The sequence below is a fragment of the Georgenia soli genome, assembly GCF_002563695.1.
GTDB lineage: Bacteria > Actinomycetota > Actinomycetes > Actinomycetales > Actinomycetaceae > Georgenia > Georgenia soli.
Map to the genome: position 1 here is coordinate 1 of NZ_PDJI01000004.1, position 20944 is coordinate 20944.

Here is a 20944-nt window from a genome sequence, read left to right on the forward strand (position 1 = left end):
CCCGCTCACCGCCGCGCTCTCACCGGACCCGGCGCTCCGGCCGTCCGCGCAGGAGCTCGCCCGGTTCGCGGCCACCATGCCGGCCGCGGCGGCGATCGAGCTGCCGTCCGGCGCCGACCTCGCGCAGGCACGGCTCCGGTCCGGCCAGGCGGCCACCGAGGTCGCCCCGTCCCGTCGGCCGCGCGGCAGGCACCGACGGCCGCGCCGGCTGGGTCGACGTCGTGCCGCCCTCGCCGTGACGGCCCTCGCACTGGTGGCGGGCGCCGTACTTCCTGTCCTCGGCGCGACCTCCCGCGCCACCGGCGCCGGTCACGCCCGCGGAGGCGTCCGCGCTGGTGCGCGAACCTCGTGGCAGCGCGGGACGAGGCGCTGCGCGACGGCCGCACGGAGGTCCTGGCGGAGCTGACGGTCCCGGGGTCTCCCGCCGCGGCGGAGGACGAGCTCCTGGTGGAGCGGCTGCGCACCGCGGGCGTGCGGGCGGAGGGGCTGAGCACCACCGTCGACGAGGTCCGGCTCGTCTCGGCCGACGGCGGCCCCTCGCCGAGCGCCGTCGTGGAGGCGGTGCTGCGTCAGGAGGGGTACCGACTGGTGCCGGCCGACGGGTCCGGCGAGGAGGGCGGGCAGCCCGTGGAGGCGCGGGCGCCGCGCTGCCTGCGCATGGCGCTCAGCGGCCCCGCGCCGTGGCGGCTCAGCGAGGCGTCGACCTGCGGCGGCGGCAGGATGAACGGCTCCGGGAAAGGGGCCACCCGGACCCTCGACCACCTCACTCCGAGCGCGCCGAACCGCGGTCGGCCACCCACGGTGCGGCGGCCGCGAGGTCCGGGTGCAGGTAGACCAGGCCGTCGTCGAGGAGCACCCGGGGCGCCACCCGGCGGGAGGCGGCGAGGAAGTCGGCGAAATCGCGCCCGGCGAGGGCCAGCGCCGCCCGGGGGGCCCGCACGACTGCGGGGCCGGTGCATGGCCGCGGCCAGGGCGGCCACGACCTCGCCCTGCCTGGCGGCACCGGGGGCGGCGAGGTTGACCGGTCCGGTCACCGACGAGTCGATGAGGTGCAGCTGGGCACGCACGTGGTCGGCCAGCGTGATCCACGGGAACCACTGCCGTCCGCCGGCGATCGGCCCGCCGAGCCCCAGCCGGATGAGCGTGGTGAGCGGGGCGATGGCCCCGCCGGACGGCGCCAGGGCGGGGGCGGTGCGCAGGAGGACCACCTGCGCGCCGGCGTCGGCGGCCGGGGCGGTGGCGGCCTCCCACTGCCGGCAGACGTCGGCCAGGAAGCCGTCGCCGGGGTCGGACGTCTCGTGAGCACCTCGTCGCCGCGGTCGCCGTAGACGTCGGTGCCGCTCGCCTGCAGGAGACGCACCCGCCGGCCGTCGTGGTCGATCGCCCGGGCGACGGCCTCGGCGAGGATCCGTGTGCCGTCGACCCGGGACCGGAGGATCTCCTCCTTGTAGGCGGCCGTCCACGGCAGCCGGCCCAGGGAGGCGCCGCCCAGGTTCACGACGACGTCCACGCCGTCGAGCGCGGCGCGGTCGAGCGCTCCGGAGGCCGGGTCCCAGCCGACCTCGTCGGGTGCCCTGGGGCCGCGGCGCACCAGACGCCGGACGACGTCGCCGCGGTGCCGGAGGTGGCGGACCAGGTGGTGGCCCAGGAAGCCGGAGGCCCCCGCGACGAGCACGGTGCGGGTGCCGGCGACGGCCGGTGCGGTTCCGGCGGCGTTCACCGCGGTGGTGGCCATGGCCTCACGCTAACGGCGCCCCCGGGCAGATGCCACGGGGCCCCGCACCGTGATGGTGCGGGGCCCCGTGCCGGGCACGCGTCAGCGCGTCACAGACCGACCTCGGCGTCGAAGGCGCCCTCCTCCAGGCGGGCCTTGACGGTCGAGAGGAAGCGGCCGGCGTCGGCGCCGTCGACCAGGCGGTGGTCGTACGTCAGCGACAGGTAGATCATCGAGCGGATGCCGATGGTGTCGTTGCCGTCGGCGTCCGTGACGACCATCGGACGCTTGACGATCGTCCCCACACCGAGGATGGCGACCTCGGGCTGGTTGATGATCGGCGTGTCCAGCAGGAGCCCGGCCGACCCGGTGTTGGTGATCGTGAAGGTCGAGCCGGACAGCTCGTCCGGGGTGACCTTGCTGTCCCGGGTGCGGGCGGCGAGGTCGTTGATCTTCTTGGCGATGCCGCCGATCGTCAGGTCACCGGCGTCCTTGATGACCGGGACCAGCAGGCCGCGCGGGGTGTCGACCGCGATGCCGATGTGCTCGGCGCCGTGGTAGATCACCTGCTCGTCGTCGATCGTCGCGTTGAGCTTCGGGTGCGCCTTGAGGGCCTCCGTCGCCGCCTTGACGAAGAACGGCAGGAAGGTCAGCTTCGTGCCCTCTGCGGCCTGGAACGCGGACTTCGCCCGGGCCCTCAGGGTCGCGATGCGGGTGACGTCCACCTCCACCACGGAGGTCAGCTGGGCGGAGGTGTCCAGCGACTCGCGCATGCGCTTGGAGATGACCTTGCGCAGGCGCGACATCTTCTCGGTCGTGCCGCGCAGCGGGGAGACCTCGACGGGAGCCGGCGTCCTGGCAGGGGCAGACGCCGCGGGCGCCTGGGCCGGTGCCGCTGCGGCGGCCTTCTCGGCGGCGGCCTGCTCGGCCGCTGCCTCGACGTCCTGCTTGCGGATACGGCCCCCACGCCGGTGCCCTCCACCGTGGACAGGTCCACGTCGAGGTCCGCGGCGAGCTTGCGCACGAGCGGGGTGATGTAGGCGGTGCCGGCGGCGGCCGCGGCCCTCGGCGCCTCACGACGCGTCTCGGCCTTCGGCGCCTGCGGCTCGGCCGGCTGCGCGGCGCCGCTCCGCGGCTGCTGCTTGGGTGCCTCGGCGGCGGGGGCCGGCTCCTCCTTGGGCGCCTCGGCCGCGGGGGCCGGCTCCTCCTTGGGGGCCTCAGCGGCGGGTGCCGCCTCAGCCTTGGGGGCCTCCGCCTTCGGAGCCTCGGCCTGCGGGGCGGCGGATCCGGCCGCGCCCACGATCGCGAGGTCGGTGCCGACCTCGACGGTCTCGTCCTCCTGGACGAGGATCTTCACCACGGTGCCGGCCACGGGGGAGGGCACCTCGGTGTCGACCTTGTCGGTGGAGACCTCCAGAAGCGGCTCGTCGACCTCGACCGTGTCGCCCTCGGCCTTGAGCCAGCGGGTGACGGTGCCCTCGGTGACGGACTCGCCGAGCGCCGGCATCTTCACGGCCTCGCCCGAGGCCTCGCCGCCGGCGGCGGGGGCGGAGGCGGTCGCCTCCTCCTTCGCCTGCTCGGCCGGCCTGGCCTCCTCGGCGGCCGGCTGCGCGGCCTCGACGGCCTCGGCGGCGGGCTGGCCGCCGGCCGCCGGCGCCGTGTCCGGCTCGCCGCTCGTGCCCTGCTCCGCGGGAGCCTGCTCGCCGTCGGAGGAGCCGGACCCGTCACCGATCACGGCGAGGTCCGTGCCGACCTCGACCGTCTCGTCCTCCTCCACGAGGATCTTCTCGACCACGCCGGCGACGGGGGAGGGCACCTCGGTGTCGACCTTGTCGGTGGAGACCTCGAGCAGCGGCTCGTCGACCTCGACCGTCTCCCCGACCGCCTTGAGCCACCGCGTGACGGTGCCCTCGGTGACGGACTCGCCCAGCGCGGGCATCTTCACGGACTCAGACATGTCCTGGAATCTCCTTCGATCGGGTCAGTTGTGCGCGTGCAGCGGCTTGCCGGCGAGGGCCAGGGCGGCCTCGCCCAGCGCCTCGTCCTGCGTCGGGTGGGCGTGGACGAGGGCGGCGACGTCCTCCGGGTAGGCCTCCCAGTTCACGATCAGCTGGCCCTCGCCGATGAGCTCGCCGACACGGGCGCCGAGCATGTGCACCCCGACGATCGGGCCGTCCTTCTCGCGCACGAGCTTGACGAAGCCCTGCGTCTGGAGGATCTGGGACTTGCCGTTGCCGCCGAGGTTGTACTCGAGGGCGAGGACGTTGTCCGCGCCGTAGGCCTCCTTGGCCTCGGCCTCGGTGAGGCCGACGGAGGCGACGTTCGGCTCGCAGTACGTGACCCGGGGGATGCCGGACTCGACGATGGGCGCGGGGTTGAGGCCCGCGATCTCCTCGGCGACGAAGATGCCCTGCTGGAAGCCACGGTGGGCGAGCTGGAGACCGGGGACGATGTCGCCGACTGCGTAGACGTTGCCCACGCCCGTGTGCAGGCGCTCGTTCGTGAGCACGAAGCCGCGCTCCATGGGGATGCCGTTCTCCTCGTACCCGAGGTTGGCGGTGGCGGGGCCGCGGCCGACGGCGACGAGGAGGATCTCGGCCTCGAAGGTCTTCCCGTCCTGGGTGGTGACCTTCACGCCGTCGTCGGTCTGCTCGACGCCGGAGAACATGGTCTTGGTGTGGAAGGCGATCTTGCGCTTGCGGAACGCGCGCTCCAGCCCCTTGGACAGGGCCACGTCCTCGTTCGGGACCAGGTTCGGCAGGCCCTCGATGATGGTGACGTCGGTGCCGAAGGAGTTCCAGACGGAGGCGAACTCGACGCCGATGACGCCGCCGCCGAGGACGATCGCGCTCTTCGGGACGAAGTCCAGCTCCAGGGCCTGCTCGGAGGTCAGCACGCGGCCGCCGATCTCGAGGCCGGGCAGCGACTTGGAGTAGGAGCCGGAGGCCAGGATGACGTGCTTGCCCTTGTACCGGGTGCCGTCGACCTCGACCGTGTCCTGCGAGACGAGCTTGCCCCACCCGTTGACGAGGTTGACCTTGCGGGAGGAGACGAGCCCCTGCAGGCCCTTGTAGAGGCGGTTGACGATGCCCTCCTTGAAGGAGTTCACCGCGCTGACGTCGATGCCCTCGAGGGAGCTCTTGACGCCCACGCCCGCGCTCTCGCGGATGGTGTCGGCCACCTCGGCGGAGTGGAGCAGCGCCTTGGTCGGGATGCAGCCGCGGTGCAGGCAGGTGCCGCCGAGCTTGTCGGCCTCGATCAGGGCGACCGTCAGGTCGAGCTCGGCCGCCCGGAGCGCCGCCGCGTAGCCGCCGCTACCCGCCCCCAGGATGACGATGTCGTACTCCTGCGTATCAGCCACGTACCTCTCCTTGAGCGCACAAATGACCCTGACTGGGTCCGGTTCGCGGCCATTCTTCCACCCAAACCTCGTCCAGGCCCATTCGTCCCATGCCGCGAGCGTCACACCGCAGGGGTGCGGTGCGTCACATGCGGGCCGCGAGGACAGGAGCGAGCGGGCGGGCGCACGACGTCGAGCGCCCGCCTTCGCCCTCGGGGCACCGTCAGGCCCGGGCGGCGGCCTCGAGCACGCCGAGCAGGGTGCGCAGGCCCATGCCGGTGCCGCCCTTGGGGGTGTAGCCGTAGGGGCCGCCCTCGTTGTAGGCGGGACCGGCCACGTCGAGGTGGGCCCAGGGGAGGTCGCCGACGAACTCCTTCAGGAACAGCCCGGCCACGAGCATGCCGCCGTACCGGTCGCCCATGTTGGCGATGTCGGCGACCGGCGACTTCAGCGACTCGCGCAGCTCCTCGGGCAGCGGCATCGGCCAGAACTGCTCGCCGACCCCCTGCGCGGCCGCCACGACCTCCTCACGGGTGGCGTCGGTGCCCATGACGGCCCCCACGCGGGCGCCGAGCGCCACCATCTGCGCGCCGGTGAGGGTCGCGATGTCGATGATCGCGTCGGGGTTCTCCTCGCGGGCCGCGGCGAGTGCGTCGGCCATGACGAGACGACCCTCGGCGTCGGTGTTGAGCACCTCGACGGTGGTGCCGTCACGCATGGTGACGACGTCGGAGGGCCGCTGCGCGCCGCCGCCGGGCATGTTCTCCGCGAGGGCGAGCCAGCCGGTCACTTTGACCGGCAGGTCCAGCGCCGCGGCCGCGAGCACGGTGTGCAGGACGGTGGCGGCGCCCGCCATGTCGTCCTTCATGTTCTCCATGCCCTTGGCGGGCTTGAGGGACAGGCCGCCGGAGTCGAAGGTGATGCCCTTGCCGACGAGGGAGTAGTGCGCACGGGCACGGGCGGGGGAGTGGACGACCTTGACCAGGCGCGGCGGGCGGGCGGAGCCCTGGCCGACACCGAGGATGCCGCCGTAGCCGCCCGCGGCGAGCTGCTTCTCGTCGAGCACCGTGACCTTCACGCGCGAACCCTTGGCCGCGGCGAGCGCCTCCTCGGCGAAGGACTGCGGGTACAGGTGCTTCGGGGAGGCGTTGACCAGGTCCCGGACGCCGCGCACGCCGTCGGCCACGGCCTGCGCGCGGGCCAGGGCGGCACGGGTCTCCTTCTGCCGGGCCGCCGGGGTCGCGAGCTCGATGCGGGCCACGGGCGCGGGGTCGCTCGTGCGGTAGTGGTCGAAGCGGTAGGCACCCAGCAGCGCACCCTCGGCGACGGCACCCACCTGTGCGGCGTCGTCGGCGGGCAGGGCGAGGACGACGTCGGCGGAGCCGGCGAGCGAGCGCACGGCGGCGCCGGCCGCGCGGCGCAGCGCCTCCGGACCCACCTGACCGTCGGTGACCTTGCCCACGCCGGTGAGGACCACGACGGTAGCGGCCAGCTCCTCGCCGGCGGGGAGCCGGACGACCTCGTCGCCCTTGCCCGTCACGCCGAGCGCAGGCAGCAGAGCGCCAAGGGGCGCAAGGACCTTCGGCGGCAGGCCGGCCGCCAGGAGGCGGGGGCCGTCGTCGTCCTGGGCGACGGCGAGGACGATCGCGTCGGCGCTCGTGCGGGCGGGGTCCTTGGTGCTGAGCTTGAGGTCGGTCACGATCCCGAATGCTAGCCCGGCCGCCGCCGGGCGGTAATCTCCCGGGGTGCTCCCCACCGTCCTGATCACCTCGGTCCTCGCCGCCGCGCTCGGCCTGTGGGCGGCGTGGTACGCGGTGCGGGACCGCCCCGTGCTCTTCAAGCAGCTGGTCGGCGCGGGGGCCGTCGAGGCCGCCCTGCTCGCCCAGGTCGTCGTCGCCCTCGTGGCCGGGGCCGGCGGGCACGTCCCCAGCGAGCCGTGGACGTTCTGGGGCTACCTCGTCACCGCGCTGTTCCTGCTGCCGGTGGCGGCGGTGTGGGCGATGGCGGACCGTACCCGTACGAGCTCGGTGGCGCTGCTGGTCGTCTGCGTCGCCATCCTGGCGATGCAGGCGCGGGTGTGGCAGGTGTGGACGGCGTGAGCGGAGACGAGATGAGCACCAACGACGAGGCCGCCGTGCGGTCGCGGCCCGAACGCGAGGAGGTCGTCACGACCTCCGCCGTGGACACCCGGCGCCCGGCCTTCGGCCTGGGGCGCGTCCTGATCCTGGTGTACGGCATCTTCGCCGTCGCGGCCACGGCCCGGGCGGGCGTGCAGCTGATCACCAAGGCGGACGAGGCGCCGCTCGCCTACGGGCTGTCCGCCCTCGCCGGCGTCGTGTACGTGGTCGCCACCGTCGCGCTCGCCCACAACGGCCGCCGCATGCGGCGCGTCGGCTGGACCGCCGTGGTCTTCGAGCTGGTCGGGGTGCTGACGGTGGGCACGCTGAGCGTGGTCAGCCCCGAGCTGTTCCCCGACGACACGGTCTGGTCCGGCTTCGGCAGCGGCTACGGGTACGTGCCGGCGGTCCTGCCGCTGCTCGGCATCGCCTGGTTGTGGCACTCCAGCCCGGCCCGGATCGCCGCACGCGCCGACCGCGGCTGACCAGCCCTGGTCCGCGGCGCCGGGCGGTGCCGCAGGACCCGCCGGGGTCGCGGGTAGGCTCGCGCGACGTGTACCGGCTCCTCTTCCGCACCCTGGCCGTCCGTGTCGACCCTGAGCGTGCGCACCTGCTCGCGCTCGGGCTGATTCGCACCGTCTCCCGTGTCCCGGTGCTCTCCGACGCCGTCCGTGCGACCCTCGGCCGTCGCCCCGACGTCCCGGTGCCCGCGGCCGCCGACGGCGGTCCCCTCGCACGCCCCGTCCCCGGGGTCCTCGGCCTGGCGGCCGGGATGGACAAGGACGCGGACACGGTGCTGGGCATGGACATGATCGGGTTCGGCTTCGTCGAGGTCGGCACGGTCACCGCCCGGCCCCAGCCGGGCAACGAGCGGCCGCGCCTGTGGCGTCACGTCGAGCTCGGCGCCCTGCGCAACCGCATGGGGTTCAACAACCGCGGGGCCACCGCCGCCGGCGAGCAGCTGCGGCGCCTGCGCCGCTCCCGGCGGGGCCGTTCCGTCGTCGTCGGGGCGAACATCGGCAAGAGCAAGGTCACCCCGCTCGACGGCGCCGTCGCCGACTACGAGACGAGCGCCCGGGAGGTCGCCCGGTGGGCCGACTACCTCGTCGTCAACGTCTCCTCACCGAACACGCCCGGCCTGCGCGACCTGCAGGCCGTGGACTCGCTGCGCCCGATCCTCGCCGCCGTGCGCCGGGCCGCCGACGAGTCCGCCGGGCGCGCGGTCCCGCTGTTCGTCAAGATCGCGCCGGACCTCTCCGACGACGACGTCGACGCGGTCGCGGACCTGGCGCTGGAGCTCGGGCTCGCCGGCGTGGTGGCGACCAACACCACCGTGAACCACGACCTCGGGCCCGGCGGGCTGTCCGGCTCGCCGCTGCGGGAGCGCTCGCTCGCCGTCGTCTCGCGGCTGCGCGGGCGGCTGGGGGAGCGGGGCACCATCATCGGCGTCGGGGGCATCTCGACCGAGGCCGACGCCCGCGCGATGATCGCCGCCGGCGCCGACCTGCTGCAGGCCTACTCCGCGTTCGTCTACGAGGGCCCGGCGTGGCCGGGCCGGATCAACCGGGCCCTCGGGCGACGCTGAGCCGCGCGGCTCAGGCGGGGTGCTCGCCCCGCGCCCACCTGGGGCTTCGTCAGGCGGGGTACTCGCCCCGCCCCACCTGGGGCTTGGGCTGACGCATGCGGCGGAAGTAGAAGCTGCGCCCGAACGCGTAGAACCCGGTCCACGGCTGGATCTGGTCGGCGCCGAACTTCTTGCGCAGCCGGCGCTTGAGCAGCTGGACCATGATCAGGGAGTCGACGATCGCGACGAGCAGGACCCCGTACATGCCCAGCACCAGGGCGTTGGCGAGCTGCGGGAACTGCCCGGCGAACATCATCGCCACGATCATCACCAGCGCGAGCGGCATGAAGAACTCGGCGATCGACCAGCGTGCGTCGACGTAGTCGCGGGCGTACCGGCGCACCGGTCCCTTGTCGCGCAGCGGGAGGTAGCGCTCGTCGCCGGTGACCATCGCCTGGCGCTGCTTCATGTAGGCCTCGTTGCGCTGCTCGCGCGCGATCCGACGGGCCTCCTTGCGGTCGTCCGGCACGAGCGGGCGCCGGTTGCGGGCCTCGGCCTCCCTGCGCGTGGGCGTGGGGCGGCCCTTCCCGCCGGCGGTCTCGACGGGCTGCGGCTCAGGCTCGACGGGGGTCTTCTTGCGTCCGATCACCCCAGCAGGGTAGTCGAGCCGTGGAACCGGACGGGCGACTACCCTCGCTCGGGTGACCACCGTCGACGAACTCGCCCGCCGCACCCACGAGGCCTTCGGCCGCGTCCGTTCCGACCTCGAGGACCTCGTGCGCATCCCCAGCGTCTCCTCGCCGGCCTTCGACCAGGCGCACGTGCGTGCCAGCGCGGAGGCGGTCGCCGCCCTGCTGCGCGACGCCGGCATGCCGCAGGTCGACGTCCTGGAGGTGGAGCTGCCCGACGGCGGGAAGGGACGTCCCGCCGTCGTCGCCCACCGGCCGGGTCCCGACGGCGCACCCACCGTCCTCCTCTACGCGCACCACGACGTCCAGCCCCCGGGCGACCCCGCCGGCTGGACCTCGGACCCGTTCGAGCCGACGCAGCGGGGCGAGCGGCTCTACGGCCGCGGCGCGGCGGACGACAAGGCCGGGATCATGGCGCACGTCGGGGCCCTGCGGGTCCTCGGCGACGAGCTCGCCGTGGGCGTGACCGTCTTCGTCGAGGGTGAGGAGGAGATCGGCTCCCCGACCTTCACCCCGTTCCTGCAGGCCTACCGCGACCGCCTGGAGGCGGACGTCATCGTCGTCGCGGACTCCAGCAACTGGAAGGTGGGCGTGCCCGCCCTGACCACGTCGCTGCGGGGCCTCGTCGACTGTGAGGTCGAGGTGCGGGTGCTCGGGCACGCCGTCCACTCCGGGATGTTCGGCGGCCCTGTGCTCGACGCCGTCACGCTGATGTCCCGCCTGGTCGCGACGCTGCACGACGACAACGGCGACGTGGCCGTGGCCGGGCTCGCCTCCCGCGACGAGGCCGACGTCGACTACCCCGAGGACCAGTTCCGCTCCGACGCGGCGGTGGTGGACGGCTACCGCCTCGCCGGCACCGGCCCGCTCGCCGCCCGCATGTGGACGAAGCCGGCCATCTCGGTCATCGGCCTCGACGCCACGTCCGTGGCGCACGCCTCCAACACGATCGCCCCGGTGTGCCGGGCGAAGCTGTCGATGCGCATCGCCCCGGGTCAGGACCCCGTCGAGGCGGAGCGGCTCCTGCACGACCACCTGCTCGCGCACGCGCCGTCCGGCGCGCAGGTGAGCGTGACCCCCGGCGAGCGCGGGCAGGCCTTCGACGCCACCGAGGACACCGAGGAGATGCGGGCCGCCCGGTGGGCGTTCGCCCAGGCGTGGGGGACGGAGCCGGTCGACATCGGCGTGGGCGGGTCGATCCCGTTCATCGCCGAGCTCCAGGAGGTCTTCCCCGGCGCCAAGATCCTCGTGACCGGGGTGGAGGACCCGGACTCCCGCGCGCACAGCGAGGACGAGTCCGTGCACCTGGGCGAGCTCGAGAAGGTGGTGCTGGCGGAGGCGCTCCTCCTCGCCCGCCTCGGCGGCGCCGTCTGAGCGTCGCCCGGCGGCCGGGACCGGCTCAGCCGGTCGCCTCACCCGTGGCCGAGGGCTCGGTCGACGTCGTCGGCCCCTCGCTGCCCTCGGGCGCGTCGGCGACCGAGACGTCGAACTTCACCTCGCCGGTGTCGGGGTCCACGGACGTCACGGTCGCGGTGACGGGGTAGATCGTCTCTGGCGCGCCCGCGGTCGTCAGGTCGCAGACCAGCTCTGCGCCGACCTCCGCGGGCAGCTCCTCCGAGCACGCGACGACCGGCCGGACCCCGACCTCCTCCTCGAGCGCGTCGGCGATCTTCTCGGCGACCACGTCCGGCGCGAGCGGCTCGACGCTGCGGCCGCCGGAGCACGCCACGAGCGCCAGGGTGGCCAGCACGACGGAGACCCGTCGTGCTGCTCGTCCCGTCCGCCGCATGCTCCGCTCCTCCCTGGTTGCTGCGCAGATGCTGTCACATCGGCCGGTCACCGGCCCGTCCGGGCGGCTGGGATGATGGCGCCGTGCGCATCCTGCTCGCCCCCGACCGCTTCTCCGGGACACTGACGGCCGTCCAGGCCGCCCGCGCCCTCGCCGCCGGCTGGGGGCAGGGCGCCCCGGGGGACTCGGTGAACCAGCTGCCGCTGTCCGACGGGTCGGCGGGCCTGCTCGACGTCGTCGCCGCCGCGCGGGGCGGGCGGCTCGTCCCCGTGCCCGCCACCGGGCCCCTCGGTGCGCCGGTCGCCGCCGCGGTGCTGCACGTCGACGGCGACGCGGGCGGGACCGCCTACGTGGAGGCCGACCAGGTCGTGGGCACCCACCTCGTGCGCGCCCACGAGCGGGCCGAGGCCGCGCGGAGCGGGACGAGCGCCGGCCTCGGGGCCCTCGTCGGCGCCGCGCTGGCCACGGGGGCCCGGCGCATCGTCATCGGTCTGCCCGCCACCGCCGCCGTCCACGACGCCGGTGCGGGGCTCCTCCACGCCCTGGCCGCCACGCACACGACGACGGCGCGGCCCGACGCGCCGCACCCCGCGAGCGGGCCGCTGCTGACCGGCGCGCAGGGTCTCGCCGAGCTCCCGCCCGAGGCCGCCGACCTGCTCGCGCCGGCGCGAGAGGCTCTCGCGGGCCACGACGTGGTCCTGGCGGTGGCGGACGACCTGCCGCTGCTCGGCCTGCACGGCGCCGGCGCGCTGCTCGGTCAGGACCCGGCGGTGGGGCCCGCGCTGGCGCAGGAGCTGGAACGGGCGCTGGGGCACGCCACCGACGTGCTGGAGCGGCGCGCCGCGACCCTTCCCGGCCGTACCGTGCTCGCGCTGGCCGGCGGCACGCCGTCGTCCGGGACCGGACCAGGTCCTCTCGGGCAGCCCGCGGGCAGGTCCGCCCGCCAGGAGGGCAGTGGCGCCGCGGGCGGCACCGCCTTCCTCCTCCGTCTGCTCGGCGCCCGGACGCTGCCCGGCGCGGAGGTCGTGGCCGACGCGGTGGGGCTGCGCGGCGCCGTCGCGGACGCGGACCTCGTGGTCACCGGCTGCCGGGTGCTCGACGTGCGGAGCCTGTCCGAGTCCGTCGTCGCCACCGTCGCCCGTGCGTGCCTGCGGTACGCGCTGCCGGTGGTCGCCGTCGCCGAGGAGGTCCGCACGAGCCGGCGCGAGGTCGCACCCCTCGGCATCAGCGGCGCGTACGAGGTGCGCGACGCGGGGCGCCGCCGTCCTGCCGCTCCCGGGCCGGCACGGCCCGGGCGGGCCCATGCCGACGACGACGCCGCGGCGACGGACCTGCCGGCGGCGCTCGTCGCGCGCACGGCACGGCTCGCGCGGACCTGGTCGACGTAGCTCCGTGCGGTCCGGGGCCCGGACGACGTACGCTGCTGGGGGAACAACCCGGCGGACGACGCCGTTGGCGTTGACGAAGAACGTCCTGAGAAGCGGAGAGACCCATGAGCGAGACCACCGAGAAGGTCGCCACCCACGGCGTGGAGCTGACCGACGTCGCGGCGAACAAGGTTCGCACGCTGCTGGAGCAGGAGGGGCGCGACGACCTCCGCCTCCGCGTGGCGGTGCAGCCGGGCGGCTGCTCCGGGCTGATCTACCAGCTCTACTTCGACGAGCGCATGCTCGACGGGGACGCCGTCCGTGAGTTCGGCGGCGTCGAGGTCGTCGTCGACCGGATGAGCGTGCCCTACCTCGAGGGCGCGACGATCGACTTCGCGGACACCATCGAGAAGCAGGGCTTCACGATCGACAACCCGAACGCCGGCGGCTCCTGCGCCTGCGGCGACTCGTTCCACTGACCGACCCGCGGGCCTCGGCTCGCACCGTGCGGCCCCGAGCCGGATCGTCACCGGCCGGGGCCGCAGCCTTGCCCAGGGCCGCCCGGAGGCCGCGTGGCCCGGTGGACCCTGAACCTCACGTACCGAACCATGGAGACCCCTTGCGTCGTCGTCCCGCCGTCCTGACCTCCCTCGCGCTCGCCGCGGCCCTGACCCTCGCGTCCTGCTCGGGCGGCGAGGGGGAGGAGAGCCCGACGGACGGCGCCTCCGCCAGCGCCTCCGCCGAGGCCACGCCGCCCGGCACCGAGCTCCCGACGGTCAAGGGCGCCTTCGGCGAGGACCCCACGATCGAGTTCCCCGGCTCCGGCGCCCCCGCCGACCTCAAGGTCGAGGTCCTGCAGAAGGGAGACGGCGCGGAGGTCGGCGCCGACGACTTCGTCGTGGCCGACTACGTGGGTCAGGTCTGGGACGGAGAGGTGTTCGACAGCTCCTTCGAGCGCGGCGCGCCGACGGGCTTCAGCCTCAACGGGGTCATCCAGGGGTGGAAGCAGGGGCTGACGGGCACGCACGTCGGCGACCGCGTCCTCCTGTCGATCCCGTCCGAGCTCGGCTACCCCCAGGGCACCCCGGACGGGTCCGTGGCGCCGGGGGACACCCTCGTGTTCGTCGTCGACGTCGTCGACGCCTACGCCCCCGACGTGGCCGGCCAGGCTGACGCGACGCCGGTCGAGCCGGCGCCTGACCTGCCCGTCGTCGTCAAGGGCGGGCTCGGCGAGCCGGCCAGCGTCACGGTGGAGGAGGGCGCGCCCGAGCCGACCGAGGCGAGCGTCACAGTGATCGCCACGGGCAGCGGCGAGAAGGTCCCGGAGACGCCGGGGACGTCGATCCTGATCCAGCTCGCCGAGAACGCGTGGGACAACAGCCAGCCGAACTCCACGTGGGAGTCCTCGGGCGTCACCTCGCTGCAGGTGGGTGGAGGTGGCCTGTTCGACCAGCTCATCGGCGTGCCGGTGGGGTCTCGCGCGGTGCTGCAGGCCCCGGGGACCGAGGGCGGCGAGGGGGAGGACGCCACGCCGGCGTTCGCGGGTGTGGTGGACATCATCGCCGTCCTGCCTGCCCCGTCGGACGGCTGACGTCGGCCGTGCGCGGCCGCGCACGAACGGCCTGAGGCGCACCGGGACCCGGCCCGGCCCCGTCCCCCGCAGGGGGCGGGGCCGTGGCTGTGCGCGCTCGCCGCTCCAGGCGGTCTTCGCCGCACCCGCGGTCACAGACCGTCCGGTACCGACATCGGGCCCTGCCCCGAGAGCGACGACGGCGCACCGTCTCACGACCCCGGACGTGCGCCGTCGGCGGCCCGCCGAGGAAGCGGACGAACCGGACAGAAGGGGCCGCAGGATGCTGACGCCACGACAGAATCACCGGGCCACGCCCCGGTCCATGGGCGTTCCCCGGCCGGTTTCATGGATAAGGTAGGGCGGGAGGACGAAGGTCCTGTGCCCGCGCTCGCCCCAGGGCCGCGCAGGGGCGCAGAACCCCTCCCGCTCCACTCAGCACCGCGTCGGAAGGTCAGATCCCGTGCGTACCACGTCCAGGCACCAGGGCAGGAGCCCTGTCGTGCGCAGCCTCGCCCTCGCGGGCCTGGTGGCCATCACGGCCGCCGCCTGCGCGCCGGCCGATCAGTTCCCCAGTGAGCCGGGCAAGGGCGTCGACGTCGGCTTCCTGCCGAGCGAGCGTGGCCTCACCGACAAGACCACAGGTCTGATCGACCTCTGGAACGGTTCCTGGGTCGCCGCCCTCGCCGTCGGCGTCCTCGTCTGGGGCCTCACGATCTGGTGCATCGTCGCCTACCGGAAGCGCAAGAACGACGACCAGCTGCCGGTGCAGCTGCGCTACCACGTGCCGCTCGAGCTCATGTACACCGTCGTGCCGGTCCTCATGATCGGCGTGCTCTTCTTCTTCTCGAGCAAGGTCACCGCCGACTTCCAGGACGTGACCCCGTCGACGCAGGCCGCCGGCACCACCTCCGCCACGGGGGAGATCAACGACGAGGCCAAGGCCTCCGACCTCGAGATCGAGATCTACGGCAAGCAGTGGAGCTGGGACTTCAACTACCTCACCGACGACGTCTACTACTCGGGCGACCGCATCTCCCTGACGGGCAAGGAGGGCGTCGAGGAGACGCTGCCGACCCTGTACCTGCCGGTCGACGAGACCGTCACGTTCACCCTGAAGTCCCGCGACGTCGCGCACGCCTTCTGGATCCCGGCCTTCCTGTACAAGGTCGACATCCTCCCGGGGCGGACGAACACCTTCCAGGTCACCCCGCAGAAGGAGGGTGTCTACTCCGGCAAGTGCGCGGAGCTGTGCGGCGAGTTCCACGCCGAGATGCTCTTCAACGTCGAGGTGGTCGACCGCGCGACCTACGACGCAAAGATGGCCGAGCTGCGTGACGCCGGCCAGACGGGACGGCTCGGCGACGAGCTGAACCGTAAGTACCTCGTCACGCAGGAGGACCAGCACTGATGGCGACCATCACCACCACCCGGCCCGACGTCGTCCCCGGCCTGCGCCCCGAGCGGCAGAGTCTCGGCAAGACGGTCGTCAGCTGGATCACCTCGACCGATCACAAGACGATCGGCTACATGTACGTCGTCACGGCGTTCGCGTTCTTCCTCATCGGGGGCGTGCTCGCGCTGCTGATCCGTGCGGAGCTCTTCGAGCCCGGCATGCTGCTGCAGTCCAAGGAGCAGTACAACCAGCTCTTCACGATGCACGGCACGATCATGATGCTGCTGTTCGCGACACCGCTGTTCGTCGCGTTCGGCAACATCCTGGTGCCGATCCAGATCGGGGCGCCCGACGTCGCGTACCCGCGGCTGAACATGTTCTCCTACTGGCTGTTCAGCCTGGGCGGCCTGGTCACGATCGCCGGCTTCCTCACGCCCAAGGGGGCGGCGAGCTTCGGCTGGACGGCGTACACGCCGCTGTCGAACGCCACCTTCTCCCCGGGCCTGGGCGGGGACCTGTGGGTCCTCGGCCTGGCGATGACCGGTTTCGGCACGATCTTCGGCTCGGTCAACTTCATCGCCACGATCATCACGATGCGCGCGCCCGGCATGACGATGTTCCGGATGCCGATCTTCACCTGGAACATCCTCATCACCTCGATCCTGGCGCTGATGGCCTTCCCGGTCCTCGCGGCGGCCCTCTTCGGCCTGGCGGTGGACCGCGTGCTCGGCGGGCAGATCTACAACCCGGAGGCGGGCGGGGCGCTGCTGTGGCAGCACCTGTTCTGGTTCTTCGGCCACCCCGAGGTCTACATCATCGCGCTGCCGTTCTTCGGCATCGTCTCCGAGATCATCCCGGTCTTCTCCCGCAAGCCGATCTTCGGCTACAAGGGCCTGGTCTTCGCCACCGTCGCCATCGCGGCGCTGTCGGTGACCGTGTGGGCGCACCACATGTTCACCACCGGCGGCGTGATGCTGGAGTTCTTCTCGCTGATGACGATGCTCATCGCCATCCCCACCGGCGTGAAGTTCTTCAACTGGGTCGGCACCATGTGGCGCGGCAAGCTCACCTTCGAGACGCCGATGCTGTACTCGCTGGGCTTCCTCGTCACGTTCCTCTTCGGCGGCCTGACGGGCATCATCCTGTCCAGCCCGGCGATGGACTTCCAGGTGCACGACACCTACTTCGTGGTGGCCCACTTCCACTACGTCGTCTTCGGCACCGTGGTCTTCGCCATGTACGCCGGCTTCTTCTTCTGGTGGCCGAAGTGGACCGGCCGGATGCTCGACGAGCGGCTCGGCAAGATCCAGTTCTGGATCCTCTTCATCGGCTTCCACACCACGTTCCTCGTCCAGCACTGGCTGGGCGTGCAGGGCATGCCCCGCCGGTACGCCGACTACATGCCCGAGGACGGGTTCACGCTCTACAACCAGATCTCGACCGTCGGCGCGGTGCTCATCGCCGTGTCGACCCTGCCGTTCCTGTGGAACGTCTACAGGACGATGCGCGGCCCGCGCACGGTGTTCGTGGACGACCCGTGGGGCTTCGGCAACTCTCTCGAGTGGGCCACGGCCTCCCCGTTCCCGCGGCACAACTTCACGTCGCTGCCGCGGATCCGCTCCGAGCGCCCCGCGTTCGACCTGCACCACCCCGAGGTCGCCGCGATGGACCACCCGGAGCCCAACCGTGACCTCCTCGACTCGCTGTACGCGAGCCCCGAGGCGGCCGACCGCCAGCGTGTGGTGACCGAGCGCGCCGCGCGCAACGACGAGGAAGGGACGCAGCGATGAGCCACCACGACGACCACGGCGTGCCCGAGCAGACGAAGCCCATGCGTGTGGAGGCCTGGCTCTTCAGCGCCGGCGTGGCCTTCTTCGTCCCGGTCGGCATCATCTACGGCTTCGCCTCGAAGTGGGAGCCGGTCGGTGTGGTCGGCTTCTTCCTCCTCGGCGGCATGTTCGCCCTCGCCGGCGGTTACATGTGGCTGACGGCCCGCCGCATCGACCCGAGGCCGGAGGACAACCCGACCGCGGACATCGAGGACCGGGCAGGCGAGGTCGGGGTGTTCTCTCCGCACAGCTGGTGGCCGCTGGTCCTGGGCATCGCGGCAACCCTGGCCTTCACGGGGGTCGCCGTCGGCTGGTGGATGACGGGTCTCGGCATCGCACTGGGTCTTGTCGGCCTCGTCGGGCAGCTCTTCGAGTTCTCCCGCGGACAGCACGCCCACTGACGCTCACGCGCCCAGAGCGCCCCGGACCGGCAACGGTCCGGGGCGCTCTTGTCTCCGGGGTGAGGCGTGCACCTTCACCCCTTTGTGACGTGCCCGGCCGTGCCCGTGCCCAGTGGCCGTGACGACGCGGCGTGCGAGGCGCCGGGCCGTCTTCGGTGAGCCGCGGGGCCTGGAGCGTTGGTGACGTGCGAGATCGTGCCCAGAGCCTCGGTGACCGACCGGACCGTGCTACGGGGCGTGCCGGCGCGGGGACAGAGGCTGACGAAGCATGGGCTCCATCGCTCCTGGTCTCGACGCCCTACCTGCCTGCCGGCGCAGCGACGCCCTACCTGCCTGCCGGCGCAGCGACGCCCTACCTGCCTGCCGGCGCAGCGACGCCCTACCTGCCTGCCGGCGCACCGATGGCCCGGAGCTGCGCCGTCGCACGGGTCCGGTCGCCGACGCGGGCCTGGACGGGCACAGAAAGGCCCCCAGGAGCGCTCCTGGGGGCCTCTCTGAGCCGATGGTGGCCCGTCGGCCCCCGTCCTACGGCGCAAGCGGCGCTACGGGGGACAGGGGGCCGTCGTCGGACCTGGGTCAGGCGGGGACGATCAGTCCGCTGGCCTGGGTCGTGGCCCGGCCCAGCCGGGCGGCGACGTCCTGCCAGTTGACGATGTTCCAGAACGCCTTGACGTAGTCGGCCTTGACGTTGAGGTAGTCGAGGTAGAACGCGTGCTCCCACATGTCCAGCTGCAGCAGCGGGATGGTGCCGACCGGCACGTTGTTCTGCTGGTCGTACATCTGGAAGATCACGAGGCCGCCGGAGACGGAGTCGTAGGCGAGCACGGACCAGCCGGAGCCCTGGATGCCGGTGGCCACGGCGGCGAACTGGTTCTTGAACGCGTCGAAGGTGCCGAAGGAGTCCTTGATGGCCTCGGCGACCTCACCCTCGGGCTCCCCGCCGCCCTCGGGGGAGAGGTTGTTCCAGAAGATGGTGTGGTTGATGTGCCCGCCGAGGTTGAACGAGAGGTTCTTCTCGTGCAGGTTCACCGCCGCGAGGTCGCCCTTCTCGCGGGCCTCGGCGAGCTTCTCCAGCGCGGTGTTGGCTCCGGCCACGTACGTCGCGTGGTGCTTGTCGTGGTGCAGCTCCATGATCTTGCCGCTGATGTGCGGCTCGAGGGCGCTGTAGTCGTACGGAAGGTCGGGCAGCGTATAGACGGCCATGAAGGTCCTCCTGTGCTCGGGCGGCACCCATTGCGGCACCGCGCTGGTGATTCGTTCCGGGTCGCCCCGGTCACAAGGTCCAACCTATTCGGTCGGTACTTGTTCCCGCGCGTCCGTCTGCTGGACGACACCCGTCCGGTGTGAGCGCCTCGGCGTACGCACGACGACGGCGGCCGGTCCCGTGAGGGGACCGACCGCCGTCGGGGTGAAGCTCGTCAGCGCCTGTCGGAGCGGGCCAGCGTGGCGACCGAGCCGCCGGCTGCGCTCTCCTTGTCACCGCTGCCGTGGGTGGTGGAGGGGAAGTGGTCGAGGGCCACGGAGCCGCCGCGGAGGCCCTCCGCGTGATGGCCCGTCTCCTCCAGCTCGCCGTGGTGCCCGGCAGCCGCGAGCTCGGCCGGCGTGACCGGCTCGATGCGGTCCTCGTAGAAGAACCGGGAGAGCTTCTGCCGGAAGGAGTCCATGCGGTAGCCCGGCCGGTCCACGCCGTTACGGTCCGTGGCCGGCTCGATCTCCAGCGGCCGCTGGGCCTCGTGGGCGACCAGGATCCACCGCTCGTGGTCGGTGAGCGGCTTGTGGACCTCCATGAAGGCCCCGTTGGGCATCTGGACGACGCGGCCGGTCTCGTGGCCGTGCAGGGCGAGCTCGCGGTCACGCCGCTGCAGGCCCAGGCAGATCCGCTTCGTGACGACGAACAGCACCACGGGCAGGACGAAGATGAGAATCCGGAACGCCCAGGTGATGTCGTTGATCGACAGGTCGAAGTGGGTGGCCATGATGTCGTTGGCGCCCGCGAGCACCAGGATCAGGAAGGCCCCGAGCCATGCGACACCGAGAGCGGTGCGCACGGGCACGTTGCGGGGACGGTCGAGCACGTGGTGCTCACGCAGGTCGTTCGTGGCGGCCCGCTCGATGAACGGGTACACGGCGATGAAGGTGAACAGCAGGCCCGGGACGATGACGCCCGGGATGAGGATGTTCAGCGACAGCGTGTAGCCGCCGATGACGACCTCCCAGCCGGGCATGAGACGGAGCCCGCCCTCGAGGAAGAGCATGTACCAGTCCGGCTGGGCGCCGGCCGAGACGGGGGAGGGGTCGTACGGGCCGTAGTTCCACACGTTGTTGATCGAGATCAGCGCGGCCATGAGCGCGATGAAGCCGAACACGATGAAGAAGTAGCCAGCCATCTTCGCCACGTACACCGGGAACGCCGGGTAGCCGACGACGTTGTTGTCCGTGCGGCCGACGCCCGGGTACTGGGTGTGCTTGTGCACGACCATCAGGATCAGGTGGACGGTGACGAGCGCGATGATCAGGCCCGGGACGAGGAGGATGTGCACCGTGAACAGGCGCGGGATGATGTCCGTGCCCGGGAACTCGCCGCCGAAGAGCCCGTAGCTCACGTAGGAGCCGATGATCGGGATCGCCTTGGCCACGCCGTCGGCGATCCGCAGGCCGTTGCCCGAGAGGACGTCGTCCGGGAGCGAGTAGCCCGAGAAGCCGGCGGCCAGCCCCATGATCAGGAGCGTGAAGCCGACGAGCCAGTTGATCTCACGGGGCTTGCGGAACGCACCGGTGAAGAAGACGCGCATCATGTGGGTGACGATCGCGGCCATGAACAGCAACGCCGCCCAGTGGTGCATCTGCCGCATGAGCAGACCACCCTTGACCTCGAAGGACATGTACACGGTCGAGGCGTACGCCGCCGACATCTCCATGCCCTGGTGGGACACCGGCAGGGCGTCCGTGGGGTAGGTGGTGTGCGTCATCGACGGCTCGAAGAACATCGTCAGGAAGATCCCCGTGAGGATCAGGACGACGAAACTCCACAGCGCGATCTCGCCGAGCAGGAACGACCAGTGCTCCGGGAAGATCTTGCGGGAGATGAAGCGGACGGCCTTGGCGACCCCGACCCGTGAGTCGAGGAGGTCGGCCGTGCCCCGCATCGGCTTGGAGGGCTTGTACTCG

Annotated in this window: 19 protein-coding genes and 2 pseudogenes; 11 read left to right on the forward strand and 10 right to left on the reverse strand. The window is 72.6% G+C overall.

Annotated features, from left to right (window positions below; translation table 11 throughout):
• Positions 1 to 406 (forward strand): annotated as a pseudogene (locus ATJ97_RS19630) (hypothetical protein); the annotation flags it as partial.
• A gap of 163 nt (positions 407 to 569) precedes the next feature.
• Here the strand turns inward: ATJ97_RS19630 and ATJ97_RS19635 are convergent.
• The 6 genes and pseudogenes from ATJ97_RS19635 to ATJ97_RS01505 form a co-directional block, all read right to left on the reverse strand.
• Positions 570 to 746 carry a hypothetical protein gene (locus ATJ97_RS19635; RefSeq protein ID WP_170037041.1) on the reverse strand — a complete coding sequence of 59 codons (177 nt, stop codon included), beginning with the start codon at positions 744 to 746 and terminating at the stop codon, positions 570 to 572.
• 17 nt (positions 747 to 763) lie between these two features.
• A complete protein-coding gene (locus ATJ97_RS20660) occupies positions 764 to 940 on the reverse strand; it encodes a DUF1731 domain-containing protein (RefSeq protein WP_170037043.1) in 177 nt (58 codons plus the stop codon).
• Positions 941 to 1030: 90 nt separating this feature from the next.
• Entirely contained in the window at positions 1031 to 1735 is a 705-nt protein-coding gene (locus ATJ97_RS01490) for an NAD-dependent epimerase/dehydratase family protein (RefSeq protein ID WP_170037044.1), read from the reverse strand.
• An 89-nt stretch (positions 1736 to 1824) separates the two neighbouring features.
• A pseudogene (sucB, locus tag ATJ97_RS01495) lies at positions 1825 to 3671 on the reverse strand (2-oxoglutarate dehydrogenase, E2 component, dihydrolipoamide succinyltransferase).
• A 24-nt stretch (positions 3672 to 3695) separates the two neighbouring features.
• The gene (gene lpdA / locus ATJ97_RS01500; protein ID WP_098482234.1) at positions 3696 to 5075 is read right to left on the reverse strand and encodes a dihydrolipoyl dehydrogenase; all 1380 of its coding nucleotides are present in this window, start codon (positions 5073 to 5075) and stop codon (positions 3696 to 3698) included.
• 202 nt (positions 5076 to 5277) lie between these two features.
• Positions 5278 to 6753 carry a leucyl aminopeptidase gene (locus ATJ97_RS01505; protein WP_098482235.1) on the reverse strand — a complete coding sequence of 492 codons (1476 nt, stop codon included), beginning with the start codon at positions 6751 to 6753 and terminating at the stop codon, positions 5278 to 5280.
• A gap of 46 nt (positions 6754 to 6799) precedes the next feature.
• Here ATJ97_RS01505 and ATJ97_RS01510 point away from each other — a divergent pair, with 46 nt between their 5' ends.
• From ATJ97_RS01510 to ATJ97_RS01520, 3 genes are all read left to right on the forward strand, one after another.
• A complete protein-coding gene (locus ATJ97_RS01510) occupies positions 6800 to 7153 on the forward strand; it encodes a hypothetical protein (RefSeq protein ID WP_098482236.1) in 354 nt (117 codons plus the stop codon).
• Between the two features lie 11 nt (positions 7154 to 7164).
• Entirely contained in the window at positions 7165 to 7656 is a 492-nt protein-coding gene (locus tag ATJ97_RS01515) for a hypothetical protein (protein ID WP_245861972.1), read from the forward strand.
• Between the two features lie 68 nt (positions 7657 to 7724).
• Complete coding sequence (locus tag ATJ97_RS01520; RefSeq protein ID WP_098482237.1) at positions 7725 to 8756, forward strand: quinone-dependent dihydroorotate dehydrogenase; 1032 nt, start codon at positions 7725 to 7727, stop codon at positions 8754 to 8756.
• Positions 8757 to 8805: 49 nt separating this feature from the next.
• Here the strand turns inward: ATJ97_RS01520 and ATJ97_RS01525 are convergent, their stop codons facing one another.
• On the reverse strand, positions 8806 to 9384 hold the full coding sequence (locus tag ATJ97_RS01525; RefSeq protein WP_170037045.1) for a DUF3043 domain-containing protein: 579 nt from the start codon (positions 9382 to 9384) through the stop codon (positions 8806 to 8808).
• Positions 9385 to 9436: 52 nt separating this feature from the next.
• On the opposite strand from ATJ97_RS01525, the gene ATJ97_RS01530 reads away from it, so the two are divergent.
• Positions 9437 to 10798 carry a dipeptidase gene (locus ATJ97_RS01530; RefSeq protein ID WP_098482238.1) on the forward strand — a complete coding sequence of 454 codons (1362 nt, stop codon included), beginning with the start codon at positions 9437 to 9439 and terminating at the stop codon, positions 10796 to 10798.
• Positions 10799 to 10823: 25 nt separating this feature from the next.
• On the opposite strand, the gene ATJ97_RS01535 is transcribed toward ATJ97_RS01530, so the two are convergent.
• Positions 10824 to 11213 carry a DUF4333 domain-containing protein gene (locus ATJ97_RS01535; protein WP_098482239.1) on the reverse strand — a complete coding sequence of 130 codons (390 nt, stop codon included), beginning with the start codon at positions 11211 to 11213 and terminating at the stop codon, positions 10824 to 10826.
• Positions 11214 to 11296: 83 nt separating this feature from the next.
• Here ATJ97_RS01535 and ATJ97_RS01540 point away from each other — a divergent pair, with 83 nt between their 5' ends.
• The 6 genes from ATJ97_RS01540 to ATJ97_RS01565 all read left to right on the forward strand — a co-directional run bounded on the left by ATJ97_RS01540 (position 11297) and on the right by ATJ97_RS01565 (position 17776).
• Complete coding sequence (locus tag ATJ97_RS01540; RefSeq protein ID WP_170037046.1) at positions 11297 to 12601, forward strand: glycerate kinase; 1305 nt, start codon at positions 11297 to 11299, stop codon at positions 12599 to 12601.
• Positions 12602 to 12705: 104 nt separating this feature from the next.
• Entirely contained in the window at positions 12706 to 13059 is a 354-nt protein-coding gene (gene erpA / locus ATJ97_RS01545) for an iron-sulfur cluster insertion protein ErpA (protein ID WP_098482241.1), read from the forward strand.
• A gap of 140 nt (positions 13060 to 13199) precedes the next feature.
• The gene (locus ATJ97_RS20665) at positions 13200 to 14171 is read left to right on the forward strand and encodes an FKBP-type peptidyl-prolyl cis-trans isomerase (protein ID WP_143426844.1); all 972 of its coding nucleotides are present in this window, start codon (positions 13200 to 13202) and stop codon (positions 14169 to 14171) included.
• A gap of 481 nt (positions 14172 to 14652) precedes the next feature.
• Positions 14653 to 15561, forward strand: a complete 909-nt coding sequence (gene ctaC / locus ATJ97_RS01555; protein ID WP_098482243.1) for an aa3-type cytochrome oxidase subunit II — start codon at positions 14653 to 14655, stop codon at positions 15559 to 15561.
• Positions 15561 to 17336, forward strand: coding sequence for an aa3-type cytochrome oxidase subunit I (gene ctaD / locus ATJ97_RS01560; RefSeq protein WP_098482244.1), 1776 nt, complete (start codon positions 15561 to 15563; stop codon positions 17334 to 17336). Before ctaC ends, ctaD begins: the two co-directional genes overlap by 1 nt.
• 41 nt (positions 17337 to 17377) lie before the next feature.
• The gene (locus ATJ97_RS01565) at positions 17378 to 17776 is read left to right on the forward strand and encodes a cytochrome c oxidase subunit 4 (RefSeq protein WP_098485130.1); all 399 of its coding nucleotides are present in this window, start codon (positions 17378 to 17380) and stop codon (positions 17774 to 17776) included.
• A 576-nt stretch (positions 17777 to 18352) separates the two neighbouring features.
• Here the strand turns inward: ATJ97_RS01565 and ATJ97_RS01570 are convergent.
• Together ATJ97_RS01570 and qcrB are read right to left on the reverse strand one after the other, a co-directional pair.
• Complete coding sequence (locus ATJ97_RS01570; protein ID WP_098482245.1) at positions 18353 to 18979, reverse strand: superoxide dismutase; 627 nt, start codon at positions 18977 to 18979, stop codon at positions 18353 to 18355.
• Positions 18980 to 19194: 215 nt separating this feature from the next.
• Positions 19195 to 20922, reverse strand: coding sequence for a cytochrome bc1 complex cytochrome b subunit (qcrB, locus tag ATJ97_RS01575; protein ID WP_098485131.1), 1728 nt, complete (start codon positions 20920 to 20922; stop codon positions 19195 to 19197).
• Positions 20923 to 20944 lie beyond the last annotated feature (22 nt).

Coding starts and splice junctions, on each gene's coding strand:
- ATJ97_RS01490 (WP_170037044.1), bottom strand. CDS start 1,735: ATGGCCACCACCGCGGTGAACGCCGCCGGAACCGCACCGGCCGTCGCC.
- ATJ97_RS01515 (WP_245861972.1), top strand. CDS start 7,165: ATGAGCACCAACGACGAGGCCGCCGTGCGGTCGCGGCCCGAACGCGAG.
- ATJ97_RS01535 (WP_098482239.1), bottom strand. CDS start 11,213: ATGCGGCGGACGGGACGAGCAGCACGACGGGTCTCCGTCGTGCTGGCC.
- erpA (WP_098482241.1), top strand. CDS start 12,706: ATGAGCGAGACCACCGAGAAGGTCGCCACCCACGGCGTGGAGCTGACC.
- ctaD (WP_098482244.1), top strand. CDS start 15,561: ATGGCGACCATCACCACCACCCGGCCCGACGTCGTCCCCGGCCTGCGC.
- ATJ97_RS01565 (WP_098485130.1), top strand. CDS start 17,378: ATGCGTGTGGAGGCCTGGCTCTTCAGCGCCGGCGTGGCCTTCTTCGTC.
- ATJ97_RS01570 (WP_098482245.1), bottom strand. CDS start 18,979: ATGGCCGTCTATACGCTGCCCGACCTTCCGTACGACTACAGCGCCCTC.
- qcrB (WP_098485131.1), bottom strand. CDS start 20,922: ATGCGGGGCACGGCCGACCTCCTCGACTCACGGGTCGGGGTCGCCAAG.